This window comes from Micromonospora sp. NPDC049274 (assembly GCF_040678875.1).
Lineage (GTDB): Bacteria > Actinomycetota > Actinomycetes > Mycobacteriales > Micromonosporaceae > Micromonospora.
The window spans coordinates 137,937-163,146 of the sequence record NZ_JBFAQS010000012.1 but is presented as its reverse complement, the minus strand read 5'-3'; the positions used below and the strand labels follow the sequence as shown (position 1 = coordinate 163,146).

Annotated in this window: 16 protein-coding genes; 4 read left to right on the top strand and 12 right to left on the bottom strand. The window is 71.3% G+C overall.

Annotated elements, in window-relative coordinates:
- Nucleotides 1-63 precede the first annotated feature (63 nt).
- Both AB0K10_RS22655 and AB0K10_RS22650 read right to left on the bottom strand, forming a co-directional pair.
- Nucleotides 64-1,011, bottom strand: a complete 948-nt coding sequence (locus AB0K10_RS22655) for a universal stress protein (RefSeq protein WP_363686417.1) — start codon at nucleotides 1,009-1,011, stop codon at nucleotides 64-66.
- Between the two features lie 56 nt (nucleotides 1,012-1,067).
- Complete coding sequence (locus AB0K10_RS22650; protein ID WP_363686416.1) at nucleotides 1,068-1,265, bottom strand: hypothetical protein; 198 nt, start codon at nucleotides 1,263-1,265, stop codon at nucleotides 1,068-1,070.
- Between the two features lie 284 nt (nucleotides 1,266-1,549).
- Here AB0K10_RS22650 and AB0K10_RS22645 point away from each other — a divergent pair, with 284 nt between their 5' ends.
- A complete protein-coding gene (locus AB0K10_RS22645; RefSeq protein WP_306270757.1) occupies nucleotides 1,550-2,191 on the top strand; it encodes a response regulator transcription factor in 642 nt (213 codons plus the stop codon).
- Nucleotides 2,192-2,499: 308 nt separating this feature from the next.
- On the opposite strand, the gene AB0K10_RS22640 is transcribed toward AB0K10_RS22645, so the two are convergent.
- From AB0K10_RS22640 to AB0K10_RS22630, 3 genes are all read right to left on the bottom strand, one after another.
- Nucleotides 2,500-4,098, bottom strand: a complete 1,599-nt coding sequence (locus AB0K10_RS22640) for a GAF domain-containing protein (RefSeq protein WP_363686414.1) — start codon at nucleotides 4,096-4,098, stop codon at nucleotides 2,500-2,502.
- Between the two features lie 764 nt (nucleotides 4,099-4,862).
- The gene (locus AB0K10_RS22635; RefSeq protein ID WP_363686412.1) at nucleotides 4,863-6,110 is read right to left on the bottom strand and encodes an NAD(P)/FAD-dependent oxidoreductase; all 1,248 of its coding nucleotides are present in this window, start codon (nucleotides 6,108-6,110) and stop codon (nucleotides 4,863-4,865) included.
- Between the two features lie 89 nt (nucleotides 6,111-6,199).
- Nucleotides 6,200-6,553, bottom strand: coding sequence for a MarR family transcriptional regulator (locus AB0K10_RS22630; RefSeq protein WP_363686410.1), 354 nt, complete (start codon nucleotides 6,551-6,553; stop codon nucleotides 6,200-6,202).
- A 203-nt stretch (nucleotides 6,554-6,756) separates the two neighbouring features.
- On the opposite strand from AB0K10_RS22630, the gene AB0K10_RS22625 reads away from it, so the two are divergent.
- Both AB0K10_RS22625 and AB0K10_RS22620 read left to right on the top strand, forming a co-directional pair.
- The gene (locus AB0K10_RS22625) at nucleotides 6,757-7,476 is read left to right on the top strand and encodes a DUF3159 domain-containing protein (protein WP_363686408.1); all 720 of its coding nucleotides are present in this window, start codon (nucleotides 6,757-6,759) and stop codon (nucleotides 7,474-7,476) included.
- Nucleotides 7,473-7,829 (top strand): antibiotic biosynthesis monooxygenase, encoded by a 357-nt coding sequence (locus AB0K10_RS22620; protein WP_363686407.1) that lies wholly within the window; start codon nucleotides 7,473-7,475, stop codon nucleotides 7,827-7,829. Before AB0K10_RS22625 ends, AB0K10_RS22620 begins: the two co-directional genes overlap by 4 nt.
- A 537-nt stretch (nucleotides 7,830-8,366) precedes the next feature.
- Here AB0K10_RS22620 and AB0K10_RS22615 read toward each other — a convergent pair.
- The 4 genes from AB0K10_RS22615 to AB0K10_RS22600 form a co-directional block, all read right to left on the bottom strand.
- Nucleotides 8,367-8,627 (bottom strand): hypothetical protein, encoded by a 261-nt coding sequence (locus AB0K10_RS22615; RefSeq protein WP_363686405.1) that lies wholly within the window; start codon nucleotides 8,625-8,627, stop codon nucleotides 8,367-8,369.
- Entirely contained in the window at nucleotides 8,618-9,163 is a 546-nt protein-coding gene (locus AB0K10_RS22610; protein WP_363686403.1) for a hypothetical protein, read from the bottom strand. The genes AB0K10_RS22615 and AB0K10_RS22610 overlap by 10 nt, the downstream gene beginning before the upstream one ends.
- Before the next feature lie 139 nt (nucleotides 9,164-9,302).
- Nucleotides 9,303-10,259 carry a hypothetical protein gene (locus AB0K10_RS22605; protein WP_363686401.1) on the bottom strand — a complete coding sequence of 319 codons (957 nt, stop codon included), beginning with the start codon at nucleotides 10,257-10,259 and terminating at the stop codon, nucleotides 9,303-9,305.
- Between the two features lie 270 nt (nucleotides 10,260-10,529).
- Entirely contained in the window at nucleotides 10,530-10,838 is a 309-nt protein-coding gene (locus AB0K10_RS22600; protein WP_363686399.1) for a hypothetical protein, read from the bottom strand.
- Nucleotides 10,839-11,378: 540 nt separating this feature from the next.
- Here AB0K10_RS22600 and AB0K10_RS22595 point away from each other — a divergent pair.
- Nucleotides 11,379-14,081 (top strand): AAA family ATPase, encoded by a 2,703-nt coding sequence (locus AB0K10_RS22595; RefSeq protein ID WP_363686397.1) that lies wholly within the window; start codon nucleotides 11,379-11,381, stop codon nucleotides 14,079-14,081.
- On the opposite strand, the gene AB0K10_RS22590 is transcribed toward AB0K10_RS22595, so the two are convergent.
- The 3 genes from AB0K10_RS22590 to AB0K10_RS22580 are packed head-to-tail and all read right to left on the bottom strand — an operon-like array spanning nucleotide 14,044 to nucleotide 24,965.
- The gene (locus tag AB0K10_RS22590; RefSeq protein WP_363686395.1) at nucleotides 14,044-17,898 is read right to left on the bottom strand and encodes a hypothetical protein; all 3,855 of its coding nucleotides are present in this window, start codon (nucleotides 17,896-17,898) and stop codon (nucleotides 14,044-14,046) included. The genes AB0K10_RS22595 and AB0K10_RS22590 overlap by 38 nt on opposite strands.
- Nucleotides 17,899-17,903: 5 nt before the next feature.
- Nucleotides 17,904-21,761 (bottom strand): hypothetical protein, encoded by a 3,858-nt coding sequence (locus AB0K10_RS22585; RefSeq protein ID WP_363686393.1) that lies wholly within the window; start codon nucleotides 21,759-21,761, stop codon nucleotides 17,904-17,906.
- 3 nt (nucleotides 21,762-21,764) lie between these two features.
- Nucleotides 21,765-24,965, bottom strand: a complete 3,201-nt coding sequence (locus tag AB0K10_RS22580; protein WP_363686391.1) for a hypothetical protein — start codon at nucleotides 24,963-24,965, stop codon at nucleotides 21,765-21,767.
- Between the last annotated feature and the right edge of the window lie 245 nt (nucleotides 24,966-25,210).

The window sequence follows — 25,210 nt, the reverse complement described above, 5'->3', positions numbered from 1 at the left end:
ATGCGTTTCCCCTTGCTGGCACCGGAAACCCGGAGCTGTCTGCGTGCAGGGACGAGCTGGTGATCAGTGCGTGCCGGCGTGGATGACGGCCACCGGTCCGTGGGCATGGTGGACGAGCGCGCCGCTGACCGAGCCGAGCAGCATCCCGGCGAAGCCACCGCGGCCACGGCAGCCGACGACGGTCAACGCCATGTCACGGGACGCGTCGATCATGCTGTGCTCGGGGTTGAGGCTGCGGATCGGCCGGGATCGCACGTCCACGTGCGGGTGGCCGGCCTGCACGATCGCGGCGGCGTCGGCGAGGATCTGCTGAGCTTCCTGTTCGGCGGCGCGCTCCGCGGCGGCCTGCGCATCGACATCGTTGCCGGCGAAGCGTTCCCACGGGCCGGGGCAGTAGACATGCGTGAGGATCAGCGGCACCTGCCGCTGGTCGGCTTCGGTGGCCGCGAAGTCCCGGGCCGCGTCCGCGGCCGGTGAACCGTCGATGCCGACCAGCACCGGCCCGAGGGCAGGCACCGGCAGGTCCGGCTGCTCGGGGCCACGCTCGACGACCGTGTCGGCAACCGGGGGCCGGACCACGATGACCGGGCCGTGGGCGTGCGCGGCAAGCTGCGCGGAGACGGAGCCGAGCAGCAGTTCGGCGAAGCCGCCGACGCCGCGGGCGCCCACCACTGTCACCGCGGCGGTGCGCGACTGCTCGACGAGCACCGACGCGGCGCCGCCGGCGATCCGCTGGCACTGCACCTCGCCCAACTCCGGGTGCTGCTTGTGCAGCCGCTCGGAGGTGTCGTGCAGCAGCGCGTTGCCGGCCTCCTCCTCGCCCTGATCCACGCTTCCCAGGTAGGGGTCGGACATCATGGTCGGTCCGAAACCGTAGAACGGGGTGAGGTAACCCGACACCAGCCGCAGCTCGGCTCCCCGCCGGAGCGCGAGGGTGGCGGCGTACTCGGCGGCCGCCATGCTGGACGGCGAGCCGTCCAGCCCTGCCACGATGAGCGGAATCTGGGACATGAGGGTTCCTGTCTGGTCGACGTTCACGGGCGCAGCGGGAAGGTGTTGCCGGTGCGTCAGGGTGCGATTGCCGGCTGCCCGGCGGGCGCGTACCCGACCCGGAACGCCTCGCGGTCGGCGTACAGGTGCAGACCTGACGCGTCGACGTCCCCGCGCCACCGCTGCGTGTCGACGATCGACGGCGCGGCGCCAGTGGTGCGAAACACCCACTCGCGGGTGGCTGCCGTGATCGCCGTGTCGCTGTCGGTCTGCATATGGCTAGCCTGCGCTTGCACTGCTGCGCGGGGCAGAGGCGGTGGGCCCTGTCGGTGGGGGCCGTTGTACCCGCGTTGGCACGCTGGATCCCCAGGGTGGGCGTCGAGGAGGTGTGGACGACACCGTTGTCGCCGGCGGCCTACGCCGTGGATGGCAGCGTGCACCGGAAAGGAGCGGACAGGCAGGGCCATAAGGCCTGAACCTTCGTGTGTCTCGGTGCGGAACTACCAGGAAGGGCCGTTGGGCCCTGCTCAATCAGGCCGCAGAGGAGTACAACGGGAAGATGATCCGTGTCTTTCTGCTCGATGACCATGAGGTTGTCCGTCGCGGCATCTGCGAGCTGCTGACTCAAGACGGTGACATCGAGGTCGTCGGGGAATCCGGATCGGCGGTCGAGGCTGCGCATCGCATACCGGCGCTGCGGCCGGACGTGGCGATCCTCGACGCCCGCCTGCCTGACGGCAACGGGATCGACGTCTGCCGGGACGTGCGCGCGATCGACCCCACCATTCACGGGCTGATCCTGACGTCGTACGACGATGACGAGGCGCTCTTCGCGGCCATCATGGCCGGGGCCGCCGGATACGTGTTGAAACAGATTCGTGGTATCGATCTGCTCGACGCGGTGCGCCGGGTCGCCGCCGGGCAGTCGCTGCTCGATCCGGCCGTCACCGCCAGAGTGCTGTCGCGCATCCGCGATGGTGTGGAGGCGCCCGATGAGCTCAAGTCGCTGACCGACCAGGAGCTGAAGATCCTTCGGCACATCGCGCAGGGCATGACGAACAAGGAGATCGCGCAGGAGATGTTCCTGGCCGACAAGACGGTGAAGAATTATGTCTCGAGCGTCCTGACGAAACTCGGCCTCGAGCGGCGCACCCAGGCGGCAGTCCTCGCCACCAACCTGATGCGGGGCAGCTCCCGCTGATCGGACGACACGTGGCAGGCCCCGCAGCGTGTACCTCTCGTCGTCGACCTGCTCTTCGATCCGCGCTGTGCTCGGCAGATGCGACAGCAGCGACAGCAGCGATATCTCCAGCGGTGCCAGGCCGGCCGGTAGCCATTTCGATACGGTGGCGCTAGTCATGGCAGTTCCTCTCGCGGCCGGCATTGCCGGCCTCGACCGGGCGTGAGTGGCCGTGTCTCCAGGATCGCGGAGGGCAGCAGGTGCCCGAAGTGCCGAAAGACCTGGTAGGACCGGGACTCCGGGAGGAGCTGGAGGAACTGGCGGAGCGGTCAGCTCTTGAGGGGCACGTCCCACACCAGCATGGCGCCATGGGGGTGAACGTCGGTGACGACGAAGGTGCCGCCGCGCTCCTCCGCGCGGCTGCGGAGATTGCCGAGCCCATTGCCGCCCGCCGCTGCGCCGATGCCGACGCCGTCATCGGCCACCCGCAAGATGAGTCGACCTGCGTCAACCGCGACAGCGATCGTGACAGTTGTCGCGCGCGCGTGTTGGACGATGTTCGACAGCGCTTCCCCCAGGACCGCGATCAGGTCGGCGCGCAGCGTATCTGGGACCGCGAGGTCAACAGCCCCGGTGATGGTCAGGTGCGGTCGGAAACCCAAGCTCTTCGTCGCCTCGTCGGCGGCCGCTGTCAGCGCGGCGCGCACCGATCCGAGGGCCGGCTTGTGCAGGCCGAAGATGGCGTTGCGAATGTCGCGGATGGTCGCGTCGAGTTCGTCGATGGACTGGTCCACGCGCTCCCGGACGTCTGTGGGTTCGGCTCGGCGCGTCAGCCCCTGCAGGCCGAGACCGGTGGCGAACAACCGCTGGATCACCACGTCGTGCAGGTCCCGTGCGATGCGCTCCCGATCGGCCAGCACCACCATCATCTCGCGTTCCTCCTGCGCCCGTGCCCGCTCGACGGCGAGGGCAGCCTGGGAGGCGAACGTGGTGATCATGTTGATGTCCGAATCACTGTCGAAGCCCACGCTGCTCGTCGGCAGGATCACCACGAGCACCCCCTGCACAGCTCCGGTCATCGCCAACGGCGCCAGCAGCGCCGGTCCTGTCGGCAACGAGGCGGGCCAGACCGCAGCGACGTCCAGATTGTCGATCAGGACATGGCCGCCAGCGGCAATGATCTGCTCGAACGGCGTACCGTCGAGCGGGATCGACGCCCGGTCCAGCGCCGCGTTCGGCGGCGCGGTGACCTCGACACGCAGCTCACCGGTCGTCTCGTTGTGCAGCAGGATCGCGACGAGCGCGGCATCGGCGACCTCGCGGGCGTGGTCCACCACCAGCCGCAGCACATCGCTGCGATCGACCTGGCCGACGAGGGTGTCGGTGATCTCCGCGGTCGCCTGGAGCCAGCGCTGGCGCCGGCCCGCCGCCGCGTAGAGCCGGGCGTTGTCGAGAGCGATCCCGGCGGCTGCGGCGAGGGCGATGACAATCTCCTCGTCGGCGTCGCTGAACTCGGCGGCACCGCGTTTCTCGGTCAGGTAGAGGTTGCCGTACAGCTGGTCGCGGATGCGCACCGGAACCCCGAGAAAGGAGCGCATCACCGGATGGCCGGGCGGGAAGCCCAGCGAACGGGGATGGCGGCTGATGTCCTGCAACCGGATCGGCATGGGCTCGTCGATGAGCAGACCCAGTACGCCACGGCCGGTGGGAAGGTCACCGATATGGTCTCGCTCGGTGACGGTCATTCCGTCGGTGATGAACTCGACGAGACTGCGGTCAGGTCCGATGACGCCCAGGGCACCGTAACGGGCGCCCGCCACCTGACAGGCCGCCACGACGATCCGCGACAGGGTGCTCCGCAGATCGAGATCGCTGCCGATGCCGACGACGGCCTGCAGCAGCGGCGACAACCGCTCCCGGCCCGCCATTCAAGCCACGGACCCGATGGAACTCCGGCGAGGTGCAGCGGCGATGCTTTGCGACCGGGCTACCGCGCCTTCGACGAACATCAATAACGCTAGATTCGGCACAATCAGGGCTTCGGGGGCGATTCGCGCCTGCTGATGGGGCCATCGGTGCGGTGCCGACGCTGCGGCCCCGTCCAGAACGGCGGCCTTCGCTGACCCGCCCCGTCCGCTCACCCTCCTCACATTAGCCCTGTCGACAGCCGGAACGGGTTTGGATCCGGTGGGCGGCGCCCGACGCGTCGGGCGCCGTCGGCGGCGGCATCGGCGGTCGGGCTGGTGTCGCCCCCGTTCGCGGACTGATCTATGCCGGCCCGTGCACGCCGTCAGCGTTGCACCATCGTCCGGCATCGATTCGGCCGGAGGTTCGGGCAGTTCGTCCGCCGGGCCCGGCAGAAGGAGGCCCGCGCCGTCGGGCACCGGTTCACGCGGGTCGAGGGGCGGATATTGTTCGGGGTCGAGATCCGGTCCAGCCAGCAGGCGAGTTTCCGTCGTATCCAGGACCGCCGCTCGTCGGGCCCGGAGCTGGGCGGCCCACCCCTCGCCTCAGGCGAGTGGGAGCACTGGTTCGTTGGCTGCCTGCCACCTCGGACAGTGCCCGTCGGCGGCGGCCAGAGCCCACTCGCCACGATGAGGGTGGCACGGGTCGCGCCATGAGGCCGACGCCGGTTCGGTCGCCGCTCCGGCTGTCGCGAAGCCAGGATGGCCCTCACAGATGTTCTGGTCGATTAGATCGACGGCCCGAAGATCTTGCGCCGTAGGGCGGGGATCAGCGCGCTAGCACGGAGAAGCACACGGAACGCGGTCCGGTTCGCTGGCGTGGCGAGAGCGGCGTTGGTGGCGTTTCGGGTGGAGAGGGCCAGGGCCTGGTTGGCGTAGTGCCGCATCGCGGTTTCGTAGACACCGATGCCGCTTACCGGGTCGATGCCGGCGTTGAGGGTTCGGCGGAGGTGGTCGGCATCGCGCAGGGCGGTGTTGGCGCCGATGCCTGCCATGGGTGTCATGTTGTGAATGGCGTCGCCGAGGAGTGTGACTCGCGAGGGTGCCCACGCGGGGAGCTGGGGCATGGTCCGTAGCGGCACTGTGGTGATGGTCGCGGCGTCCGTGGCGTCGACCAGGGTCCGTAGCGGTGCTGCCCAGTCGTGGACGCGCTCGGCGACGAGTCGCTTGAGCTGGATTCCGTCGAGGTCCTTCATTCCCTGCGGGTACGAGTTCTCCGATCCGGCCCAGGCCCAGACGACGTACTCGGCGGCGCCGTTGCTGACGTCGGTGTTGTCGGGATCGCCAGTGGGCCAGGTGGAGAGGAACATCCACCCGTTGCGGGCGGGGACGACGTTGTTGATGCCGCCATCGGTGAGGTCAGCCGGCAGGGCGGCGGCGACGGTGCCTGCCAGGGGGACGCGACCGGCGATGTTGATGATGCCGAGTTCCTGACGTTGCAGGCCAGGAAGACGCTGGTGGCGTACCCGGGAGTTGCTGCCGTCGGCGCCGACCAGGATGTCGCCGTCGGCGTGGGAGCCGTCGGCGAAGAACGCCCGGACGCCGTCGCTGCGCAGTTCGTAGTGGGTGAACTTCTTGCCCCAGTGCACGAGAGGTTCCGCGTCGTCGGTGCGGGTGTTGTGCAGGAGGGCTTCGTGGAGCTTGCCGCGGCTGATCGCGCGGCGTTTGGTGATCGGGTCGGTGGTGTCTTCGGGGAACCTCTTGTCGATGCTGGCCAGGACGCCGCTGCGGGGGTCGTGGAATCGGACGATCAGCGGTACGGGAGTCCCGGCCGCGTCGACCATCTTCCAGTTCTCAGCGGGGAGGCAGGCGTGCAGAGCGCGCAGGCCGTCGGCGTTGAGGTGGATCCCGTAGCTGGCCGGTTGCTGTGCACGGTGCGCCGACCGTTCGAAAACTCGGGCGTCGATTCCCGCGCTTCGTAGTCCGTGCAGGAGAGTCAGGCCGCCGAGGCCCGCGCCGATGATGAGAACGCGCATGAGGTGCTGCCTTTCGTGCCAGCGAGCTGGCGGTAGGTCCCGCCGGCCGACACCGGGCGCCCCGAGACGGTCGGTGAGCTGCCGGAGTATCAGGCCGGTGGGTTCACGGGGGCGACCATCGCGCGCAGGAGCCGCTGGAGTTGCTGGGCCTGTGCGGCAGTGAGGGGTGCCGTTGCGGCCGAGGCTGCGGGTTCGGCAGCCTGGTGCGCTTGGGCGAAGACCTCACGGCCGTGCTCGGTCAGGGTGACGGCCCGCAGCCGCCGATCGCCGGGTACCAGCTGGCGTGACGCGAGATCGAGTCGTTCGAGGTCGTCGACGATCCGGACGATCGAGGCTTTGTCGTGGTTTGTGTGCGCGACGAGGTCACGTTGGCTGAGCGGCCCCGAGGCGTGCAGCCGCATCATCACCATCAGGTGGCGCCGCTCGATGCCGAACGGCGCCAAAGCAGCGTCCATCGCCGCCGCTACGCGGTCGTGCGCTCGACGCAGCAGTAGCCCGATCGCAAAGGGCGACCCCTCCTCCGGGTTTTCCGGAGTGCCGGACGTAGCTGACTGGTCGGCGAAAACTGATTCATTAGGCACACCTGAACACTATCTCACGTGACACTGGTTTGCAAGAAACCGTTTCACGTGTAACTATTTTGGCCATGAGCAACCAACGAGCCACCCTCACGATCGGCGATCGAATGCCCGAGCACGACACCAGCCGCAACCTCGAACCACGACCCCGATCTGGCCCGCAGCAGGGCCGCCACCAGGGACCGGAGTCGGGGTGGGCGGCGATCAGGCAAACCTGGAGTGACCCTGAGCGCTGGGTCGGGATCCTCGTGGCCGCGGCCCCGGGCCTGGTGTTCGTGGCTGTGAACCTCGCGGCCTCCCTGTACCCGGCGATCACCGCCGCTGCCGTGACCGCTCTCGCCGGCCTGGGCTACCGGCTGGCGCGCCGACAGTCGCCGAGATCGGCACTGATCGGCATCCTGGCGGTGGCGGTGTGTGCGGTGGTCGCCGCGGTCACCGGCGAAGCGCGGGGCTTCTTCCTAGTCCCAACTCTGATCCCGTTCGCCGTGATCATGGCCTGCCTGGCCACCATCATCGCCCGCCGCCCGTTGACCGGACTGCTGCTCAACCGGGTCACCGGCGGCCCGCACGACTGGTACCGCAACGCCGCGCTGCGCCGCGTCCACCTGACCGCCACCAGTACGGCGATCGGTATCAACGTCATCAACGCCACCGTGCAGGTGATCTTCTACGACCGGGGCGACACCATCGTGCTCGCCGTCGCCCACGCGGCCACGGGACCGGTCTTCGCCACCCTCGTCGCGGTCACGATCGTCGCCGTCCGCAAGACCATGGCGGCTCAGCGATGACCGCCCCCACCGAGCGCCCGGCCGGTCGACCAGAGAATCCGGCAGCCGCGAGCGGCGAGCTGACCGTGACGAGCGTCTTCACCGTGACCGAACAACACCAGGACCAGCTGTACGCGCTGCTGACCGCCAACGGCCACGACGTCCTGGAGCGCACGCCCGGATTCCTCGGCTCGACACTGAGCCGATCCGACGACGGGCGACATGTCATCCACCACGCACGCTGGCGCGACGACGCCGCCCTGGCGGCAATGCTGGCCAGCCCTGGCGGCCGTTCCAGCATGGCGGCTTCTCGTCTGCTCGCCGACGTGCAGGTCATCCGTTCCCACCACACCCTGGCATTCGACGCATCGTGACGACCATGCGGACCACACCATCCCCGGAGTCCCACCTGCCTCCTCTAAACGGGCTCGCACCGGGCGGTCGCGTGCTCACGGCCAGCACGCCCTCTAACGTCCGTACGGCACCCGGGCCAGCTCGGTGGAACGCCGCCTAGCACGCGGAGTGCGGAAGATCCCGACACCACAAGGTGCTGTTTCCGGGAGCCGCTACAGCAGATCCAGCACCGTCTCCGTCCGTGTAGCCAGTACCAAATCCATGGCGCCTTCGACGCGGACACTGACCACTGCTACCGGGCGACTGCGCCAGCCGGACTACCCGCGTGGGCGTGCCTGCCAGCGGGTACTCGAACCAGCCCTCGACTGCATCGTCGCTGGTGCCATCGAGTGCGCCGATCAGTGCCGCCTCGTCCAGGTCGTCGTACGCATAACCGACCTAGGCACTGATCGGCCGAAGCAACCGAACGACGTGTTCCTCGGCAACCCATCCCTCGACCTGCGCCACGTCGTCGCGAACTGCCCTGTCCTCCGCGCCGACGGGCTGGGCGGGAGACGTCAGCGCGTCGTCGCGGGCACCGGCAGGTCGGGTAGCGGCGGGGCGTCCGCGAACTCGTCAGTCAGGCTGATCTGCCACCCTACGAGCGCCGGCGCCGCCAGCCGGCCGACGTTCCAGGCGGCGATGCCGACAGCGATGACGAGCGACACCGCTGCGGCGACCAGCAGCCACTGCCGCGGTGACAACCGGTGGCCCGAGCGCTCAGGGCGGTGCAGGTCGTCCGGACGCAACGCCCACAACGGGGGCCCGTTCAAAGCCACGACAGCACCTCCTGCGCAACGGCTGCGGCTGACTCGACCATTGCGGCGTCGGCGGTGTCGTACGCCTCGTAGGCGACGACCACCCCGTAGGTGCCGAGACACGTCGAGAAGTTGATGCGCCGTCCCGTCGCGGGGTCACCCGCCAAGAAGTAGACGGCGCTGTCCCCGAGCGCCAGAGGATGATTCCGTCCGTTGACGACCGTCTGCAATCCGTCCCGGTCCACGCAACGAGGGCCGCGGCCCTCGTGCCGCCCGAAACGCCCGAGTGACACCCACAGGTAGGTGGCTCTGATGTGCGTGCTCTTGACCAGACAGTAGTTCGAGCGCATGCCGGGGGCGTTCTGCTCTCCGACCTGTGGGGGACCGTGCGCGGGCACGAGGCGGTCGAACACCTCCGTCCGGACGAGCGGGCAGACCGCCGGAGGCGCAGGCGGGTCCACCGTCACGTTCCGCCAGCCCTGCCACGCGCCGACCGCCGCCGCGAACAGGACGCAGACGGCCAGAGCCACGACGCGTACCCACCGTCGCGACCGCATATCCGCAGTGTGACCGTGCCTGGCAAGCCTTGCAGGAGCATGACGACGCGGGGCGGCGTCATGCTGAAACGACTGACCGGTTCGACACTTGCCCCGGCGTTGACCAGCAAACCGGCGGTTTCCATCCGGCCGCTGCGGTTCATCGCTCGCCACTTTCAGCCACGTCGGAAAGCGCGCCGAGACGCAGCCGCGCTGCTACATGGTCGACGAACCAGGCGAAGAAGTTGCTGGTCGGGCCGGGGCGTGCGCGGACCGCGTTGCGCCAATCCGGCTGGTCGAGTACTGCGAGGTAATGCTGCACGATGCGGTCCCGCTGCTCGGCAGTGCAGCCGCACCGCTTCGGAGGCTTGGCCGTCAGATAGTTGGCGATGATCGCGGCATCGACGTATCGGTCCGCTGTCGGCGGCTGCTGGGCGAGGTGAGCAGCATGCGCGGCCAGCACGGCAGCTGCCGGCGGGTAGTGCTCGAGAGTCATGCCCATGCCATCGCAGTCGGCCATGATCCTCAGGAGCCGGCCGGTGTGATCGATCAGCTCCTCGTCGGCATCGGTGCTGGTGATCGCTTCGTGCAGGTGCGCTGTGGTGGCAACCTTGCCGGCGAAGTAGCCGTTGAGGTAGTCGCCGTCGCAGGCGTGGCGCAGTAACCATGCCCGGGAGTTGGAGGCGGCTTGTCGGCATAGCGCCTCGACGACGTAGACCCGGCCCCAGCCCGCGATGCGCTCGGCGAGCCATTGCAGCGCTTCGGCACCTCCACGGCGGCGCTGCAACGCCTCGGCGGCCAACGGCCCGAAATGGTCGGACAGCAGACCGATGGTTTGGATAAGCGGGATGTCCTCCTCGGCCCGATCGGCGGCCAGCAGCGCGAGCCCGACTGTGGCGGCATTGCGGTCGTTGCTGTGCCGCACCAACCACCGGCCGGTCTGCCGCATGCGCTGCCGATCCGCGCGCAGCGCCGCGGCAACGATGTGGTCGTTGCGGTGGATCGGGACGTAGACATCGCGGAAGGCGTCGACAAGTTCACTCGCCTGCGCGTCAGGCTCGTTGAAGTGCCTGTCGAGGATGACAGCGACATCGGCCCCGTAGAGTCGTCGATCCATCGCACGCTGGTATGACGGCCGCGAGCGGTGACGGTGATGGTCGGGATACGGTTCACCGTCGCGAGGCAGAGCACCGTCAGGATGTTGCTGATGGAGACGCAGAGCGTGCTCGAACAGGGCGATCTGGGGTCCGGGCAGTCCAGGCTCGGTCATCGCGCTCACCGGGGGACGGAGGACTCAATTCCTTCGATCATGGCCGCGATGATCCCACCTTCGCGAACCCTGCACCAAGCTGGCCCGCCTACTCGACTAGGACCGGACTGTATGGACTCAACCGGTGCGATCAGCACCGCCGACGCGCTCGGCCATCTCGTCGCTGAGCACGGTCAGCCAACCGTAGTTGCGCAGCACCTCGCCTGGACGCTTGCGGTAGTCCGCCGAGGAACTGCTGAGCGCAGCCTCCAGCGGCGTGTCAGTCAGCGAACCTCGTACTGCGACGGCGACCGCCACCGGGGCGGCCAGGTCCGCCGCATCGCGGACGGTCGCGAGGAGTGCTCGCGCGCCGCCGGGATCATTGGCCGCCGCGTCGTCGATGGTGCTGACGAGATCGATGTGGCCCTCGTCGCTGACCGCACTCACGAGGTAACTCGGTTGTTTCAAGCGTCCCTGCTCGTCCCTCGTACGCGCCTAGAAGGATGCCGCGTCCGCGATCTCGCCGAGGCGACGCAGCAATTTGTCCCAAGACCCCGGCGAATAGGTCTCTACCGGGGTCACTTACGCCCCCGCCAGCACGAAGGCGACGGCGTCAGCGCAGGTTGCAGCTGCTCCCTGAGCTTGTTGCGCATACAGGGGCCCCACCACTCGCGTCCCCACGCGAGAGGAGTTGATCTATCGTGGATCTCCACGAGAAGCGGTGTCCGAGGGGCGAACGACCCATCGCCCCACCGCCGTTGACGCTCAGCGCAACTCTGAAGCTCGCGCAAGCCTAACTGCGCTGGTGATCTCTTCAGTCGCGGCGAAGAGGTCACCAGCCTGAAGGGCCCGCTCCGGACGTTGCTCGATGCGACGGCAGGCACCCGGCTTCAGAAGGACCGACAATGAGGGCACCGGCCTCGGGCAGCTTGGTCAGCAAGCCGTCTCAACCAGAATCGCCCTCGACGCGGGTGGCACCATCGAAGAATGCCTACGCAGCTCCTCGAGCGCCGGTCTGCGCTGACCACGCTGCGGGCCGCCGTCGACGCCGCGCTGGGCGGCGCCGGGTCGGTGGCGCTGCTCACCGGTGAGGCGGGGATCGGCAAGACGAGCGTGGTGCGTCAACTGCTCGCCGAGGTCGATCCGGCGGTGCGGACACTCTCCGGCGGCTGCGACGATCTGATCGCCCCTGCTCCTCTGGCGCCGTTGCGCGAGGCGGTGGCGAATCACGGGGGCCCTCTGGCGGCCGCCCTGGCCGAGCCGCACCCACCGACCGCGCCGAGCGCCGTGGCCAGGGCGTACCCGTTGGTGGCTGTGCTGCCCGCGATGCTGGCCGAGCTGCGCGGCGCCCCCGCGACGCTCCTCGTGGTGGAGGACATCCACTGGGCGGATGAGGCGACCATCGACGTGTTGGTCTACACCTCCCGGCGCATAGGGCCGCTGCCGGCCGTCCTGCTGTTGACCATGCGGGACGACGTGGACGATGCGCACCCCGTGCACCGCCTGCTGGGATCGTTGACCGCGGCGCCGGTGGTCCGAGTCCCGCTGGCCCCGCTGTCCGCGGCCGCGGTGGCCCGAATGGCGGCCGGCACCGGCCACGACGGCGCGGCGCTGCACGCCCTGACCGGCGGCAACCCGTTCTTCGTCAGTGAGTCGTTGGCGTCCGACGGCTCGGCCGCCTCGGGGGCGGTGCGCGACGCGGTCCGCGCCCGGTGCCGCCGCCTCGCACCCGCCTGTCAGGAGGCGTTGGCGCAGCTCTGCGTGGTCCCGCGGGCGGTCGGGGTGGACCTGGCCGCCGTCCTGCTCGGGCCGCAGGCGTTGGCCGCGCTGGCCGAGGCGGAGCAGAACGGGGTGATCGAGGTACGGTCGGACGGTCTGGCCTTCCGACACGAGTTGGCCCGACGGGCGATCGAGGCCGACCTGCCTGAGCTGCGTCGACGGCTGCTGCACCGCCGGGTGCTGGCGGCGTTGCGGGCCGAGTCGTCGCCGGACCGGGGGCGCCTGGTGCACCACGCGGTCGCCGGGGACGATCCGGCGACAGTGGTCGCGGTCGGCCCGAGCGCGGCCCGAGCCGCGGCGGCGGCGGGCTCGCACCGGGAAGCACTGGTGCTCCTCGAGTCGGTGCTGCCCTACCGCGACCGGCTGGGTGGCGCGGAGAGCGCCGCACTGTTGGACGAGTACGGCTGGGAGCTCTACAACGCGCACCGGTTCCACGAGGCGGTGCGGGCCGGCGAGCAGGCCGCCCGGGAGTACGCCGCGCTCGGCGACGAGCCGGCCCGGGGGCGCTGCCTGATCCGCGTCTCCCGGCACCAGTTCATGGCCGGCGAGACCGACGCCGCTGAGCGGACCGCGGGTGAGGCCGTGCGGATCCTCGACAGGGGGGCCGACGACGCGGCGGCGGCGCACGCGCTCCTCTATCAGGGCGCGATCCTGGCGTTGACCGCCGACTTCGCGCGGGCGGTCACCGCCCTGGAGTCGGCGCGCAAGCGGGCCGGTCGGGCCGGGCGCACCGACCTGGACACGCTGTGCCTCAACTATCTCGGCATCGCCCGGATCGAGGTGGGTGACGCCGGTGGGCTGGCCATGCTGCGCCAGAGCGTGGACACGGCCCGCGAGGACGGCCTGCTGGAGTATGTCGCGCGCGGCTACACCAACCTCGGCGAGATGCTCTTCCGGATGGGTGCCCTGGTCGAGGCGGCCGGGTGCGTGCGCGCCGGGCTGGCCTTCGCCGAGGAGCACGGCTTCTGGTCGCACGCCTACAACCTGCGGGTGCACCAGCTGCTGGTCGAACTGCGTCGCGGCGGCTGGGACCGCGCCGAGCCCGGGCTGCGTGCGCTGGCGCAGCGCCAGACCGATCCGGACATGCTGTACGTCTACAGCGTCCCCTGGTACGCCCGGCTACGCGCCCGTCGGGGTGACCCGGCCGCCGCGCCGCTGCTGGCGCAGGCGTGGGATAGGGCTCGTCGCGGCCGGCTGTTGCTGGGCACGGCGTACGCCGGCCTCGCCTACCTGGAGTGGGCCTGGCTCACCAACGACAGTCGGCGCGCGGAGGAGGTCGCCGCCGAGCTGCTGCCCCGCCTCGCGCACCCGGGTGCCGCGCCGTTCCGGGCCGAGGCGGTGCGGTACCTGGCCCGCCTCAGCGTCATCGTCGACCCGGTCAGCAGCCCAGTGACCGATGCGGCGGGCGTGCAGGCGTCCGATCTGGTGGTGACCCGGGCCTATGCGGCAGGTGTCCGTGGTGACTGGGCCACCGCGGCGGAATTGTGGTCGAGCCATGGCGACCCGTACGAGCAGGCTCTGGAGCTGGCCGAATCCCCGGACGCAGACACGGTGGCCGGGGCTCTGCGGACGCTCGACGGGCTCGGCGCGGCGGCGGCGGCCGATCTGGTCCGGGGCCGGCTGCGTCATCGAGGTGCCCGGGTCCCGCGTGGGGCGCGCCGCGGCACCCGGGCCAACCCGGCCCACCTCACCGAGCGGCAACTGCTGGTGCTCAGCCAGCTCAGCGCTGGCCGGACCAACGCGGAGATCGCCGCCGACCTGGTGCTGTCGGTGCGTACCGTGGACCACCACGTCGCGGCGATCTTCGACAAGCTGGGGGTGCGTACCCGGCAGGAGGCCGCGGCGGCCGCCCGCGCTCGGGGCATCGGCCCGGCTAGCGCCACGCCCGAGGCGCCACATCGGCCGGCGTGAGCACCCGGCTCAGGGTGCCGGCGACGAAGTCACCGACGTAGGCCACGCCGGTGACCGGGTCGACGGCCACCGAGCACGGCGCGGTGCCCAGCTTGACCGCCACCCGCAGGGCCCGGGAGCGGCCGTCCACCATGAGCAGACCGGCTGAGGTCGCGACGTAGCCGATGCCGGTCCCCGGTCGGGTGGCCACCGCCCGCCCACCGCCGGGCACCGGCAGCACCGCGCCGGCCGGCACCGGTCGGGTCCCGCCGTCGGTGGGGAAATCGCCCTGGTCGAGCACCACGACCGAGGGGTGGGTGGTGTTGCCGCCGAGACAGGACACGAAGATCAATCCGGCCGGTACGTCGACCGCCACGTCGACCGGTTGCAGCAGCACATCCTCCAGGTCGATCGTGCCGGTGACCGCGTGCCGGCCGTCCGCGCGCCGGGTGATCACCGAGATGGCTGCCGTCTGCGGTACGCCGGCGCGGTAGGTCCGGGCAACGTAGACGCGTGCCGCGGCGCTGTCCACCGCGGCGGCGATGATCCCGGCGAAGCCGTCCTCGTCCCCCACCACGTCGAGGTCGCTGAGGTCGGTCGGGGCGAGCACCCGCACGTGCATGTCGACTCCCACTGGCGGCGCGCCGCCCTGGTGCACCACGTAGAGCCGCTGGGCGGCCGCGTCGAGCGCCACGTCGACCACGCCCAGCCCGATCGTCCTGCTGATCCCCGCTTGTGGCAGGCCTGCGGCCACCTCGAAGCGCTGCACGGAGAAGTCGTGGTGGCCACCGTTGACCACGAATCCGTGGTTGCCCTGCGGCTGCACGGTGAGCGCGCGCGGCCCGTGCCCCACGGTGGCCGTCCGCGCCTGGGTCAGGGCCAGGTCCCAACTGCTCAGGGTGCCGTCCTCGTCCGGCTGGTCGGAAGGTGAGTGGGTGGCGAAGACCCGTCCGCCGGCGCCGTCGCGGGACACCGCCACCGCCGCGACCGCGCCGGGACCACCCAGCGACACCGTCGTCACCAGCGGTACTGCCGGCACCGGTGGCGGTACGTGCACGATCGCCTCCCGCCGGACGCCGGCCAGGCTGGCCGAGATGTCGATCGGCTGCGGACCGGTGGGCGCCAGCACGTCGATCGAGAACTCAGCCGTGGAAGCTCCCGCGACGACGTCGACTCCACCGGGGACCTTGATCAGATCGGGCCGGCTGCTGTGCAGCGTGACCCGCTTGCCACCGGCCGGTGCCGGGCCGGTGAGCAGCACCCGGCCGGTGGCCTGGGCGCCGACGAAGAGCCCGGTGCGGGCATGCTCCACCCGTTTGAGCGACACCGAGTCGAAGGTCTCCATCGCCTCGTACTGAATGTTGACGTCGACCTGCTGCAAACCGGTGAACGGAACGGTCACCGAGTCGTAGGCAAGCGTCCAGCCGCCGGTGAGGCCACGCCCGTACAGACTGAACAGGTGCTCCTGACCGGCGACGGCTGCGGTGTCGCCGGTCCACACCTGGGTGGCCGGTTCGAAGCGCAGCACCAGCTCCTGGGTGGCCGGCGTACCGGTCAGGTCGTGTACGCCGAGATCGAGGTCGCGCTGTTGGGAGAAGCCCGCGTGCGTGATCGTCATCGGCAGGCTGTTGTCGTTGCCGGCCATCCCCCGCAGGTTGACGGTCACCCCCACCACCTTCAACTCGGCCAGCCCGGGCGGCAGCGTGGCCAGCGGCAGGTCGAACCACAGCGACTTGGCGTTGACGAACCGGTTGATCGCCGCGGTGTGCGTGTTGACGGAGAACGCGTTGTGGATCACCTGGGTGCCGTCCTGGACCACGAGTGACCGCCCCTTGGCCCGGTGCCTGTCGCGCTCGGCCACCGGGTCCCGGGTGAAGATGGCGTTCATCATCAGGTCGTAGGCGCCCACGGGGAAGTCGGGCGCGATCTTCTCGTCCAGGTCCAGATCCAGGTCCGGGTAGGCCAGCGCCGCGGTCTGTCCCGAGATGCTGCCGGGGTTGCCGCGGTCCAGGATGTAGAGCTTCAACGCCCGCTGGGCCCGTTGGCTCCAGTGGTCCAGTGCGTCGAAGAGGCAGACCAGGCCGCGCAGCAGTCGGGACACCTGCGACTTGGCCGGCCGGTCGTCGGTGTCCACCGAGTCCAGGTCCCTGATCGCCTCGCGGGCGCGCCGTTTGAGGTCGGCGACGGCAGCCGTCGTGCCGGCGATCTGCCGCAGCCGCAGTGTCGCCAGCCGCCAGCTGTGGCAGGCCTCGGTCATCTCGATCAGCAGGTTCCGCAGGGGTTCGTCACCCTGGGCGGCGCGCAGGTCGGCGGCGACCCGGCGCAGGTTCACGACCCGCCCGGAGCCGGGGGTGCCGAGCTGGGCCCACTGACCGTGCGCGGCCAGGCCCACACCGCCAGCGGCCAGCTGGATGGTGGGGGGCCGCGCGGCGAGGTAGGGGCCGCCGGCCGCGGTGGCGGCGTCGACAAGCAGGGTGGTGTCCGCCGGCAACAGCAGCCCCGCGGCGCCCTGCGGCTGGGTGGGATCGGGTGCGCCGAGCACCTGGGCGATCGTCGTGGCCAGGTCGGATCCGGAGACAGCGCCGGAGCCGTACGAGATCAGCGCCTCGGCGGCGGTCAGGTCGCCGAGCCGTTCCTGGACGCGCAGCACACTCTGGCCGATCAGCTGCCCGCAGGCCTGCTGGGCCTGCTCGGCGGCTGCCCGTCGGCGCCGGGCGCTCTCCCCGATGGTCTCCTCCAACGGCCCCTGGTCGCCCAGCAGAGCGGTCAACTGGGTGCGGATCGCCTCCCGGGCCCGCAGCAGCCGTTGCTGGTCGCCGGCGAGCAGCAGCGGGCCGTCGCCGGGCGCGAACAGCGCGGCCCGGAGGGTGTCCGCCGCCGCTCGCCACTGCCCGGCGTAGAAGTCGACCGCCGGCACCAGGTCCAGCTCCAGGTCGCGCTCCACGCCGATCTCGGTGCGGTGATCGGCCATGAGGGCACGCAGCTGTGGTGCCATGCTGCCCGGGCGAAGGTGCTCGGCGGCTGCGTACTCCCGTTCGGCCTCGGTCAGGTTGCCGGAGCGGAACTCGTACCACGCCTGTTTGCCGCGCTGTTCGGCCCAGCGGTCGCCACCACGGCCGGAGAGCAGCGGGCGTAGCTTCTCGTCGTACTGCGCGGGGGTGCGGGCCAGCACCTCGGCGGCGCGGGTGGCGCCCCCGCCACCCGGCTCCCCCAGCGGCCCCGGTTGCCCCTGGTTCTCCGGGTCGTTCGGAATACCTGGCCCACCCGGTCCACCCGCGCCGCCCGCACCACCGGGGCCGCCGACTCCGGTGAAGGTGTTGGTGCCGGAGGCCTCGACGAAGAAGACGTGCACCGGGCCTCCGGCTCCGCCGGGGCCGCCCGGACCACCACGCAGACCGGGATTTCCGCTGGTCGGCAGCGGGGGCGGTGGCGGCAGCGGCAGCGCGGTGGTCCGCGAGACGCCCGGGTCGTTTACCGGTGGGCCGGGCGCGCCTGTCACACCCGTGCCGCCCTGCTGCCCGGTGCTGGTGGCGGAGACGCCCGTCAGCCTGCGGGCATGGATCACCAACTGGCGGCCGGCGAGACCCTCCTCGCCCTGCGCCGCGGTGCCGGGTACCTCCATCGCCAGCGAGGGCTTACCGGCCGGGCCTTCGCCGACCACCTCGTCACCGACGACGAAGACGTCGCGGAAGCCGCGGATCACCGCGCCGAGCAGCACCACCCGGCGGCCGATGAAGACCAGCGCTCGACCACCGCTGGCGGGCGAGGGCGGCAGAGCGTCGACGAACGCCTGATCGATGCGGATCTCGTCGCGGATGTGCAGTCCGAAGACGTCCACTGTGCTCAGCTCTCCTCGGTCGCGGCGGTGGTGGCCGGCAGGTTGGGATCGATCACCGCGCGGTCGAAGACCTCGGTGTAGACCGTCCGCAGGGCTTCGCCCGGACCGGTGACCGCCCAGCCGCGCTGGCGCTCCTGCACCACGACCCGGCCGGCGCGCAACTCGCGCATGAGCTGATCCGGTGGCGCCTCGGTGGCCACCCACTCCAGGCGCATCGCGGCGATGCCACCGGCCGGTGCGGGCAGGGTGGTGACCCGCCAGCCGTCACCGGGTGTGCCGGTGGTGCCCTCCTGCGCCCGGACGCCGACATCGGAGCCGATGTCGGAGCTGGCCAGGAAGGGGTCCGGCATCCGGCGCTCGTGCCGCATGGTGAACTCGCTCGCGGCGGTGGGCTTGCCGAAGACGTTGACCCGTACTCCGGTGGTCCCGAACTTCTTCACCCTGATCTGCCGGTGCGGGGGCAGCTGGACCAGGTCGGTGGTGACCACCCGGGAAATCGCGCGGCCGGGCAGTGAGTGCGGCTGGAAGCGCACCAGTCCCAGCCGCAGGAACGGCCACACCGCGAGATCGACGTCCACGTCGATGTCGGCGAACCACAGGTCCCGCTCGGCGTCGAAGTGCACCGGGTGCCCTATGACGGTGACCTGCCGGGCGCCCGCGGCCGGGTCCAGCAGCGTGACGGTGCTCGTGACCTGACCCGGTGCGTCGAAGTCGTCGGCGACGAGGTGCTGCTGGTCGCCGAGGCCGATCTCCTCGATCGGGTCGCTCCCCCAGCGCGTGACCAGGCCGGACAGCGCCCGGCCCTCCTCGACGTCACCGTCGGCCGGGTTGGCGAAGAGCACCACGCCGAGCATTTCGCCCTCGCCGGTGCGGTTCCAGCGGCGGTTGAGCCACACCCGCACACCCATCGTCTCCCGGGTGCTGGTCCACTCGCCGAACTCCGTGCCCCTGGTGATGCGGAACGACGGCACCACCGAGTGCACGTCCGGTGGTGGCGGCACGGCCCGGTTCGGCACGTGCACCAGCATCGGGGCGCCCTCGCGCAGTTGACTCTGATCACCGTCCGGCACGGGAGGGAAGTACTCCCGGAACCGGGTGGACCCGACGGGTCGGTAGGTGACCGCCCGGTGCCGGGTGTCGCCGAAGAACTGCGACGCGGTCAGCGTCGCCGGTCCACCGGTGCGTTCCAGGTCGGTGGGGGCGAGCGTGGCGGTGCGCGACTGCGGCTCGACGCTGCCGGTGCCGGCGTCCACCGCCTCGAGCCAGGACGCCGCCAGGTGCACCCGGCCGGTGGTCGGCCGGTGCGCCTGCACCTGCGCGGTGACGGTGACGTGCCCGGTCGGGCCGGTCGCGGTGACCGTGGGCGGCCCGACCAGGGCCGGCGCCACCAGCGGTTTCTGCACCGCGTGCACCACGGTGACCGGTTGCCGGGAGGACAGGCCCAGCACCTGACCGTCGAGGACGTCCTGCGGGTCGGCGGCGCCGACGGCGAGGTGGTCCAGGCGGTCGGGGTGGAGCGTGCTGGACAGCTCGAAGGTCTGCTCCACGCCGGGGGGAACCTCGACGATCAGCACCGATCGGCCACCGGACTTCTTCACCGAGACCTGCACCAGGCTGGAGCCGGCCCCCACCGGACGGACCACCAGCTTCGCCGGCGGCAGATCCGGCCAGCTGCCCCCGTACCCCGTGGTCACCACGGGCGACGCACCCGGCACGCCTCCGATGGCCACGCCCGCGACGGCCGGGTCCGGCAGGTAGGGCAGCAGGGCGGCCGGAGCGTCGATCACCACGTAGGCGCCGTTGGGCAGCGCCCGACCGCGCGGCACCGGCAGAGTGCCCTTGACCGTCCTGGTCGGGTCGCTGGTGACCACCTGGAGGCCCGGTTGGGGCACCATCGCGCCGCCCGGGCCGGGCACCATCGGATCGAGGAACGAGCCCTCCTCCCGACGGGCGACGGCGAACATCCGCTCGCGGACCTCCGGGGTGGCCTGTGGTCCGAAGGCCGCGTCGAACATGGCGTGCCGCTCGGCCAGCATCTGCGGGCCGTCCGGTGCGGCGACGTGCCGCTCGCAGGTGCCCAGCAGGGTGCCGTCGCCGTCGCTGCGCACCACGAGCCGGAGCAGCGACTCGCCCTCGGTGAAGCGCCTGGTCGGCACCAGGGTGGGCGAGCCGGCCGCCTCGTGGCGGAGGTAGCGCACCGTGGGCAGCACCTGGGTGGGATCGCAGACGTCCGGGTCGATCGCGGTGCCGGCGATGTCCACCGCCCGGGCCCGGAGCTGGTAACCGCGTCCGTAGCGCAGCCGCGGTAGCGTGCCCGGCGCGGTGGTGACGTCCGCGCGCAGCGGATAGCCGGGCGCGAGGACGCTGTCGATCTCCTCCACCTCCGGGCTGCCGCGGCCGTCGCCGCCCACCTTCGGGCCCGGCTTGCCGACCGACAGGCCCCAGCCGTCCCACCCGGCGATCTCCTCACCGACGACGAGCCGGACGACGCCGAACTCGTCATCCTGCTGTGCGGCGACCACCGCCTCGGTGCGGCCCTCGTCGTCGGCGTCGATGGTCACCGCACCCACCGTGTAGCGCACCCGGCGGCGCATGAGCGACCGGAACGGCCCGCCGTCGGTGGCCACGTCCACCCGGTAGCCGGTGGTCACGTCGTCGGCGAACAGCACGGCGGGGGCCTGCGCGCCGGCCGAGGCGATCGCGTCGGTGCGGCTGGTGGCGTGGCTGACCACCGCCTCGGCACGGGCCTGCTGGCCGAGGGTCAAACCGACGTCGCGGCGCACCGGCAGTCGGGCCGGCAGCGGCTCACCGGAACGCGCCGACGCGGTCGACGCCGCCGCCAGCTGACCGCTCAGGCTGGCCACGTCCACACTTGTCAGCACGTAGGTGGCAGCCGGGTTACGCAGGTTGAGCACCCCGCCGACGATCTCGGCGCGGGCGTCCGGCTCGGTGGCCATGGTGAACCGTCGCGCGGTCGGGTCGCTGACCACCGCGCTGAAGGGCTGGGAGCGGGGCACCGGGCCGTTCAGCGGCTGGCCGGCCGCGTCCACCACCCGGACGGTGCGCGCGCCGTCGAACGGCGCCATCTCGAGATCAACGCGGAGACCCAGCGGTACGGAGAGCGCGGGGTGCGCCATCAGCAGGGTGCAGACCTGGTGGAAGTCCGCCTGGGTGACCGAGTTGACCCCGGTCAGCGGCCCACCGGCGGCCCGCCCGCCCGGCCCGGGTGCCCGGCGGGGACCGCCCGCGCGGCGTAGCCACCGGGCGTAGGCGGCGATCGGCAGCGCCATCGCCAGGTCCTCGTGGCCCTCCTGGCGCAGCCGCCGAACCGCGGTGGCCAGCGTCGCGTTCGACGTCGCCGCCGGGGCGAGCAGGGCGGCGCCGGCCTCCCGGCCCATCGCCCGCGCCACCCGGGGATCACTGTCCACGGTGGCCAGTGCGGCGATCGCCCGTCGGACGACGTGGTCGGCGCCCAGCGATTCGGTGGCGCTGGTGCCGTTGACGCTGGCGTACATCTGCTCCAGAGCCGTCGCGGTGGCCGCGAAGGCCGGTCCCGGTCGGGCGGCTCCCAACGCACGACGCCCACCAGCCTTGGTGAGCACCCTGGTGGCCGGGCCGAAGAGCGCCGTCCACAGCGGCGACGACGCCGGCTCACTGCGCCGGGTCAGTGGCTGCGGCTCACCGCCACCGGCGTCGGCCAGGAAGAGTGGCCCGAGGGCGTTGACCACCGCCGGCCAGTCCGCCAGCGGCGTACCGCCGATCGTGGTGATGCCCTGGCCGCGCGGGGCGGCGACCAGGCTGAGCTGCGCCTTGCCGTCGGCGAAGCCGGCCGGCAGAACGGTCCAGAGCACGCTGTACGTCATCGTCTACTCCTGTGCGAACGCGGCGCAGTAGGTGTCCCACGGGCGCGGCCCGGGCCGCCCGGTCGGCGCCATCAGCTGGGCGAAGGTCGGATCGGCGCTGGGGCCGGCGAAGCGGCGCTCCATCGGCACCACCACCGATTCGCTGAAGAACAGCACCTTGATCTCCACGGCGATCTCGGCGTAGCCGTACAGCTCGTTGGAGTCGAGGTCGTAGTCGAGGGTGAGCGTCAGGGTGATCGAGACGCTGATGATGCTCAGGACCTCGACCTCGCCGCGGATGCGGAAGTAGCCGCCGATCCGGGCGATGTCCTTACTGGCGTCGATGTCGAAGAGCACACCGCCCATCGCCTCCACCGACCCGCGCGCCACGAACAGGTCTACCGAGAGCGAGGCGCCGAACTCCAGGGCACCGACCAACTTGATCAAGCCGGTGGTGGCCACGCCGATGGCGAGGTGCCCACCCCCGCCGAGCGCGGCGATGGTCAGCCGGAACGGGTTGTCCGGGGTGGAAAAGCCAAGATCGAAGGAGAGCGGGTACGGGTCGCCGGTGAAGTTCAGTTCGGCGCCGGCGGAGATGGCGATGTTCTCCAGCGCGAAGACGCCTATCGCCAGCGACGGCACCGGAAAGCTGAAGCCGGACCGCACCCCGGTCGGGGTCACGGTCAGCGCCGGCGGGTCGGAGAAACCCTCCTGGTCGATCACCTCGGCCAGGGTGGCGATGAAGGCGAGCACCTGGCCGTAGCGCAGCGCGCCCAGCTTGATGTCGACGTCGGGCTTGCCGGCGTCCCTGCTGGTGAACCGGATACTCCTGATCGGCACGCTGAGCAGCGGCACGGTGTCGAAGGCCGGCGTCGTGGTGGAGTGGATCTGCAACTCCACCTGCTCGACCAGGCACTCGCTTGTGGACCGGGTCTCCAGCCGGGCGGTGTCCACCTCGGTGGTCTGGGTGATCCTCAGGAGGGCCTTGTTGGCGTCACCGGGGTTCTTCCGCAGCGGCCGTAACACCACGAAGCCCTGGTGGAAGCGGGCCTGCGGCTTGTCGCCGAAGAGCTTGGTGTCCCAGGTCATCACCTGCGAGGCGACGCCGTCGACCAGGTCGCTGACCATCTTGTAGGCCTTGCCCAGCTCCCGGACGATGCCCTCGTCGGTGGGCAGCAGATCCTTGATCCTGGCCAGACCCAGCAGCTTGTCGGCGTCCTTGAGGAACGACAGGTCCATCGCCCCGGCTGCCAGGGTGGTCAGGTCCGCGCCCGCCAGCGCCCCGAACTGCCGGGAGATCGCCGAGGTGCTCAGGGTGAGGGCGGCCAGCCCACCGGTGGCCTCCTGCGCCAGGCCGACCGCGGGCGATTCGCCGATCAGCTTCAGGAAGACCTGCCCCTGGGCGTTCGCCCCGTCGAAGAGCGCCTGGGTGTACGGCGCGGCGTACTGCAGCACCGCCTCCTTCGCCCCCGGCGCGTAGCGGTCCAGCGCGGCGATGCGCCCGACGATCTGTTGGGCGACCGGCAGCCCGGTGGCGGCATCCAGCGCCAGGTCGACCTTGCGGGTGAGCACCGTCGTGGCCTGCTCCGGGGTAGGCACTTCCAGGTCGGCCGCCGACCCGGTCGCCGACCGGGTCGCCGCCGACGCGGGCTCCGGCATCGGGGCGACGGCCATCGGCTGTCCGCCGGTCTGGATGGTCCGGAAGACGTTCTCGGGCACCTGCGCCCCGCCGCCGAGGGTGTTCCACAACGCCCGGGCCTGCGCATCGGAGGCGGTGCCGGGCACGAAGAGCAGCGGCAGCGCGAAGGGCACCGGGCTGCCCTCGTGGTCGTAGCCGACCAGCTGATAGGCGAACGGTGTGGCGGCGTCCAACCGCAGCACCCGCGAGCCGGTCATCCCACCGGGCGGCTGGACGGCTTCCAGCGGCGGGGTCACAGTGGTGACGACGTCGACGCGGGTGAACGGCCAGCGCCGATGGGCGTCGCCACCCACGTCGGCCACCGCCGTGGCGGGCGGCACGAACGGCATCTGCGGGTCGGTGACCAGGATGGTCGCCGCAGTGCGCAGCGCGGCGACCCGAGTGCTGCCGCTCTCGAAGCGCCGAACCGTCTCCTCGGTGAAGATCGCCCGGTGGCCGAACGGGTAGAGCCGGCCCACCACGACGATCCGTTGGGCCTGGTCGCGGCCCATCGACGTGTCGTGGCGCCACTGCGCGACAGTGGCGGCGATCTGCTCGGGCGTGGAGCCCGGCGGCGGGTCGGGCCAGTCACCACGCACGCGCAGCCAGCCGCCGAGGCTGCTCAGCGCGAGCCGCTGCACGGTGGCCGGCGCGATGGTGCGCGACTGTTCGGAGATCTCGACGCCCAGGTCGGCCCTGAGGGTGTTCTTGAGCCGCGCGTCGTTGACGTCGTCGGCCCACCCCGGCTGCGGCGCGCTGCTCTGCGGGGTGTGGGTGAAACGCGCGGCCAGCGGCACTTCGGCGCTGGCCGAGAAGTCCACCGAGGTGACCTCCAGCCGGGTGCTCCACAGGGCGGTGCGGCCGGCGTTCACCCGGGCCGCGGCGGCGTGCCGCAGCCGGACGTGGCCACCGGGCGACTGGAGGTTGAGCAGGTAGGGCAGGCGGAACTGCGACGCCTGCGGAAAGCCCGGCGGCGGGACAGCCACCAACGAGGCGTCGGCGGCGCGGGCGCTGGACGTACCGCCGGATCGTGGTGGGCTGACGGCGGCCCGGCGGGCCGCGCGGTCCTGGCGCCGGTCCGCCGCCGCGGCCGGGTCCGTCGGCCGGCCGACCTGCCCGGCCATCGCGGCCGCGACCAGGTGGTACGCCGAGGTGGCCGGCCGGGGTGGCCGGGCGTCGAGCGGGTCGACCGCGCCGCCCTGTTCACCGGGGACGATCTCCAGCCGGGAGATCGCGGCCAGGATGCCGGCGACGGACAGGTCGATCGGGCCGTCCGACGGGCGCACCACGAGCACCACGTCGCTGGGTGGCGTGAAGATGGGCTTGGTCTGCACCAGTCGCGGGCTGGCGCCCCGGGCGGCGTTCTCCAGGAGTTGCTGCGGGGGGAACTGCACCCACAGGTGCCCCTGGGCAGCGCCGACAACCAGCTTGAGGTCGTAACCGTTAGGTGCGCCGGGGCGCAGCTGCGGCTGCAGGTTGCTGACCGACACCTGCAACACGAGCTGGTCCTCGGCCCGGGTGAGGGCGAACGACGGCGAAAAGGCCATGCGTCCACCCTTGCCTCCACCGCCCGCGACGACATCGGTAGCCGCTGCCCATATCTCGTCGGATTGCTACCTACGTTGCGAGTGCCTTCCGCCAATCCGCTACGGCCACCGGGGTGGTCTCTTCGGCTGCGTGGGCGGGGCGCCCGGTCGCACCATTGGGGTGGCTCGGCGGGGGCAGCGGTTGGCGGCGTAGGCGCTTCAGTCGGATCCGGCCAGCGCCGTGCATGTGCGCGGTGGCCGGACTG

Excerpts from the sequence above, each read along its gene's own strand:
- AB0K10_RS22640 (WP_363686414.1), bottom strand. The coding sequence starts at position 4,098 with ATGGCGGGCCGGGAGCGGTTGTCGCCGCTGCTGCAGGCCGTCGTCGGC.
- AB0K10_RS22595 (WP_363686397.1), top strand. The coding sequence starts at position 11,379 with ATGCCTACGCAGCTCCTCGAGCGCCGGTCTGCGCTGACCACGCTGCGG.
- AB0K10_RS22605 (WP_363686401.1), bottom strand. The coding sequence starts at position 10,259 with ATGGATCGACGACTCTACGGGGCCGATGTCGCTGTCATCCTCGACAGG.
- AB0K10_RS22620 (WP_363686407.1), top strand. The coding sequence starts at position 7,473 with ATGACCGCCCCCACCGAGCGCCCGGCCGGTCGACCAGAGAATCCGGCA.
- AB0K10_RS22650 (WP_363686416.1), bottom strand. The coding sequence starts at position 1,265 with ATGCAGACCGACAGCGACACGGCGATCACGGCAGCCACCCGCGAGTGG.
- AB0K10_RS22625 (WP_363686408.1), top strand. The coding sequence starts at position 6,757 with ATGAGCAACCAACGAGCCACCCTCACGATCGGCGATCGAATGCCCGAG.
- AB0K10_RS22610 (WP_363686403.1), bottom strand. The coding sequence starts at position 9,163 with ATGCGGTCGCGACGGTGGGTACGCGTCGTGGCTCTGGCCGTCTGCGTC.
- AB0K10_RS22645 (WP_306270757.1), top strand. The coding sequence starts at position 1,550 with ATGATCCGTGTCTTTCTGCTCGATGACCATGAGGTTGTCCGTCGCGGC.
- AB0K10_RS22585 (WP_363686393.1), bottom strand. The coding sequence starts at position 21,761 with ATGACGTACAGCGTGCTCTGGACCGTTCTGCCGGCCGGCTTCGCCGAC.
- AB0K10_RS22655 (WP_363686417.1), bottom strand. The coding sequence starts at position 1,011 with ATGTCCCAGATTCCGCTCATCGTGGCAGGGCTGGACGGCTCGCCGTCC.
- AB0K10_RS22580 (WP_363686391.1), bottom strand. The coding sequence starts at position 24,965 with ATGGCCTTTTCGCCGTCGTTCGCCCTCACCCGGGCCGAGGACCAGCTC.
- AB0K10_RS22635 (WP_363686412.1), bottom strand. The coding sequence starts at position 6,110 with ATGCGCGTTCTCATCATCGGCGCGGGCCTCGGCGGCCTGACTCTCCTG.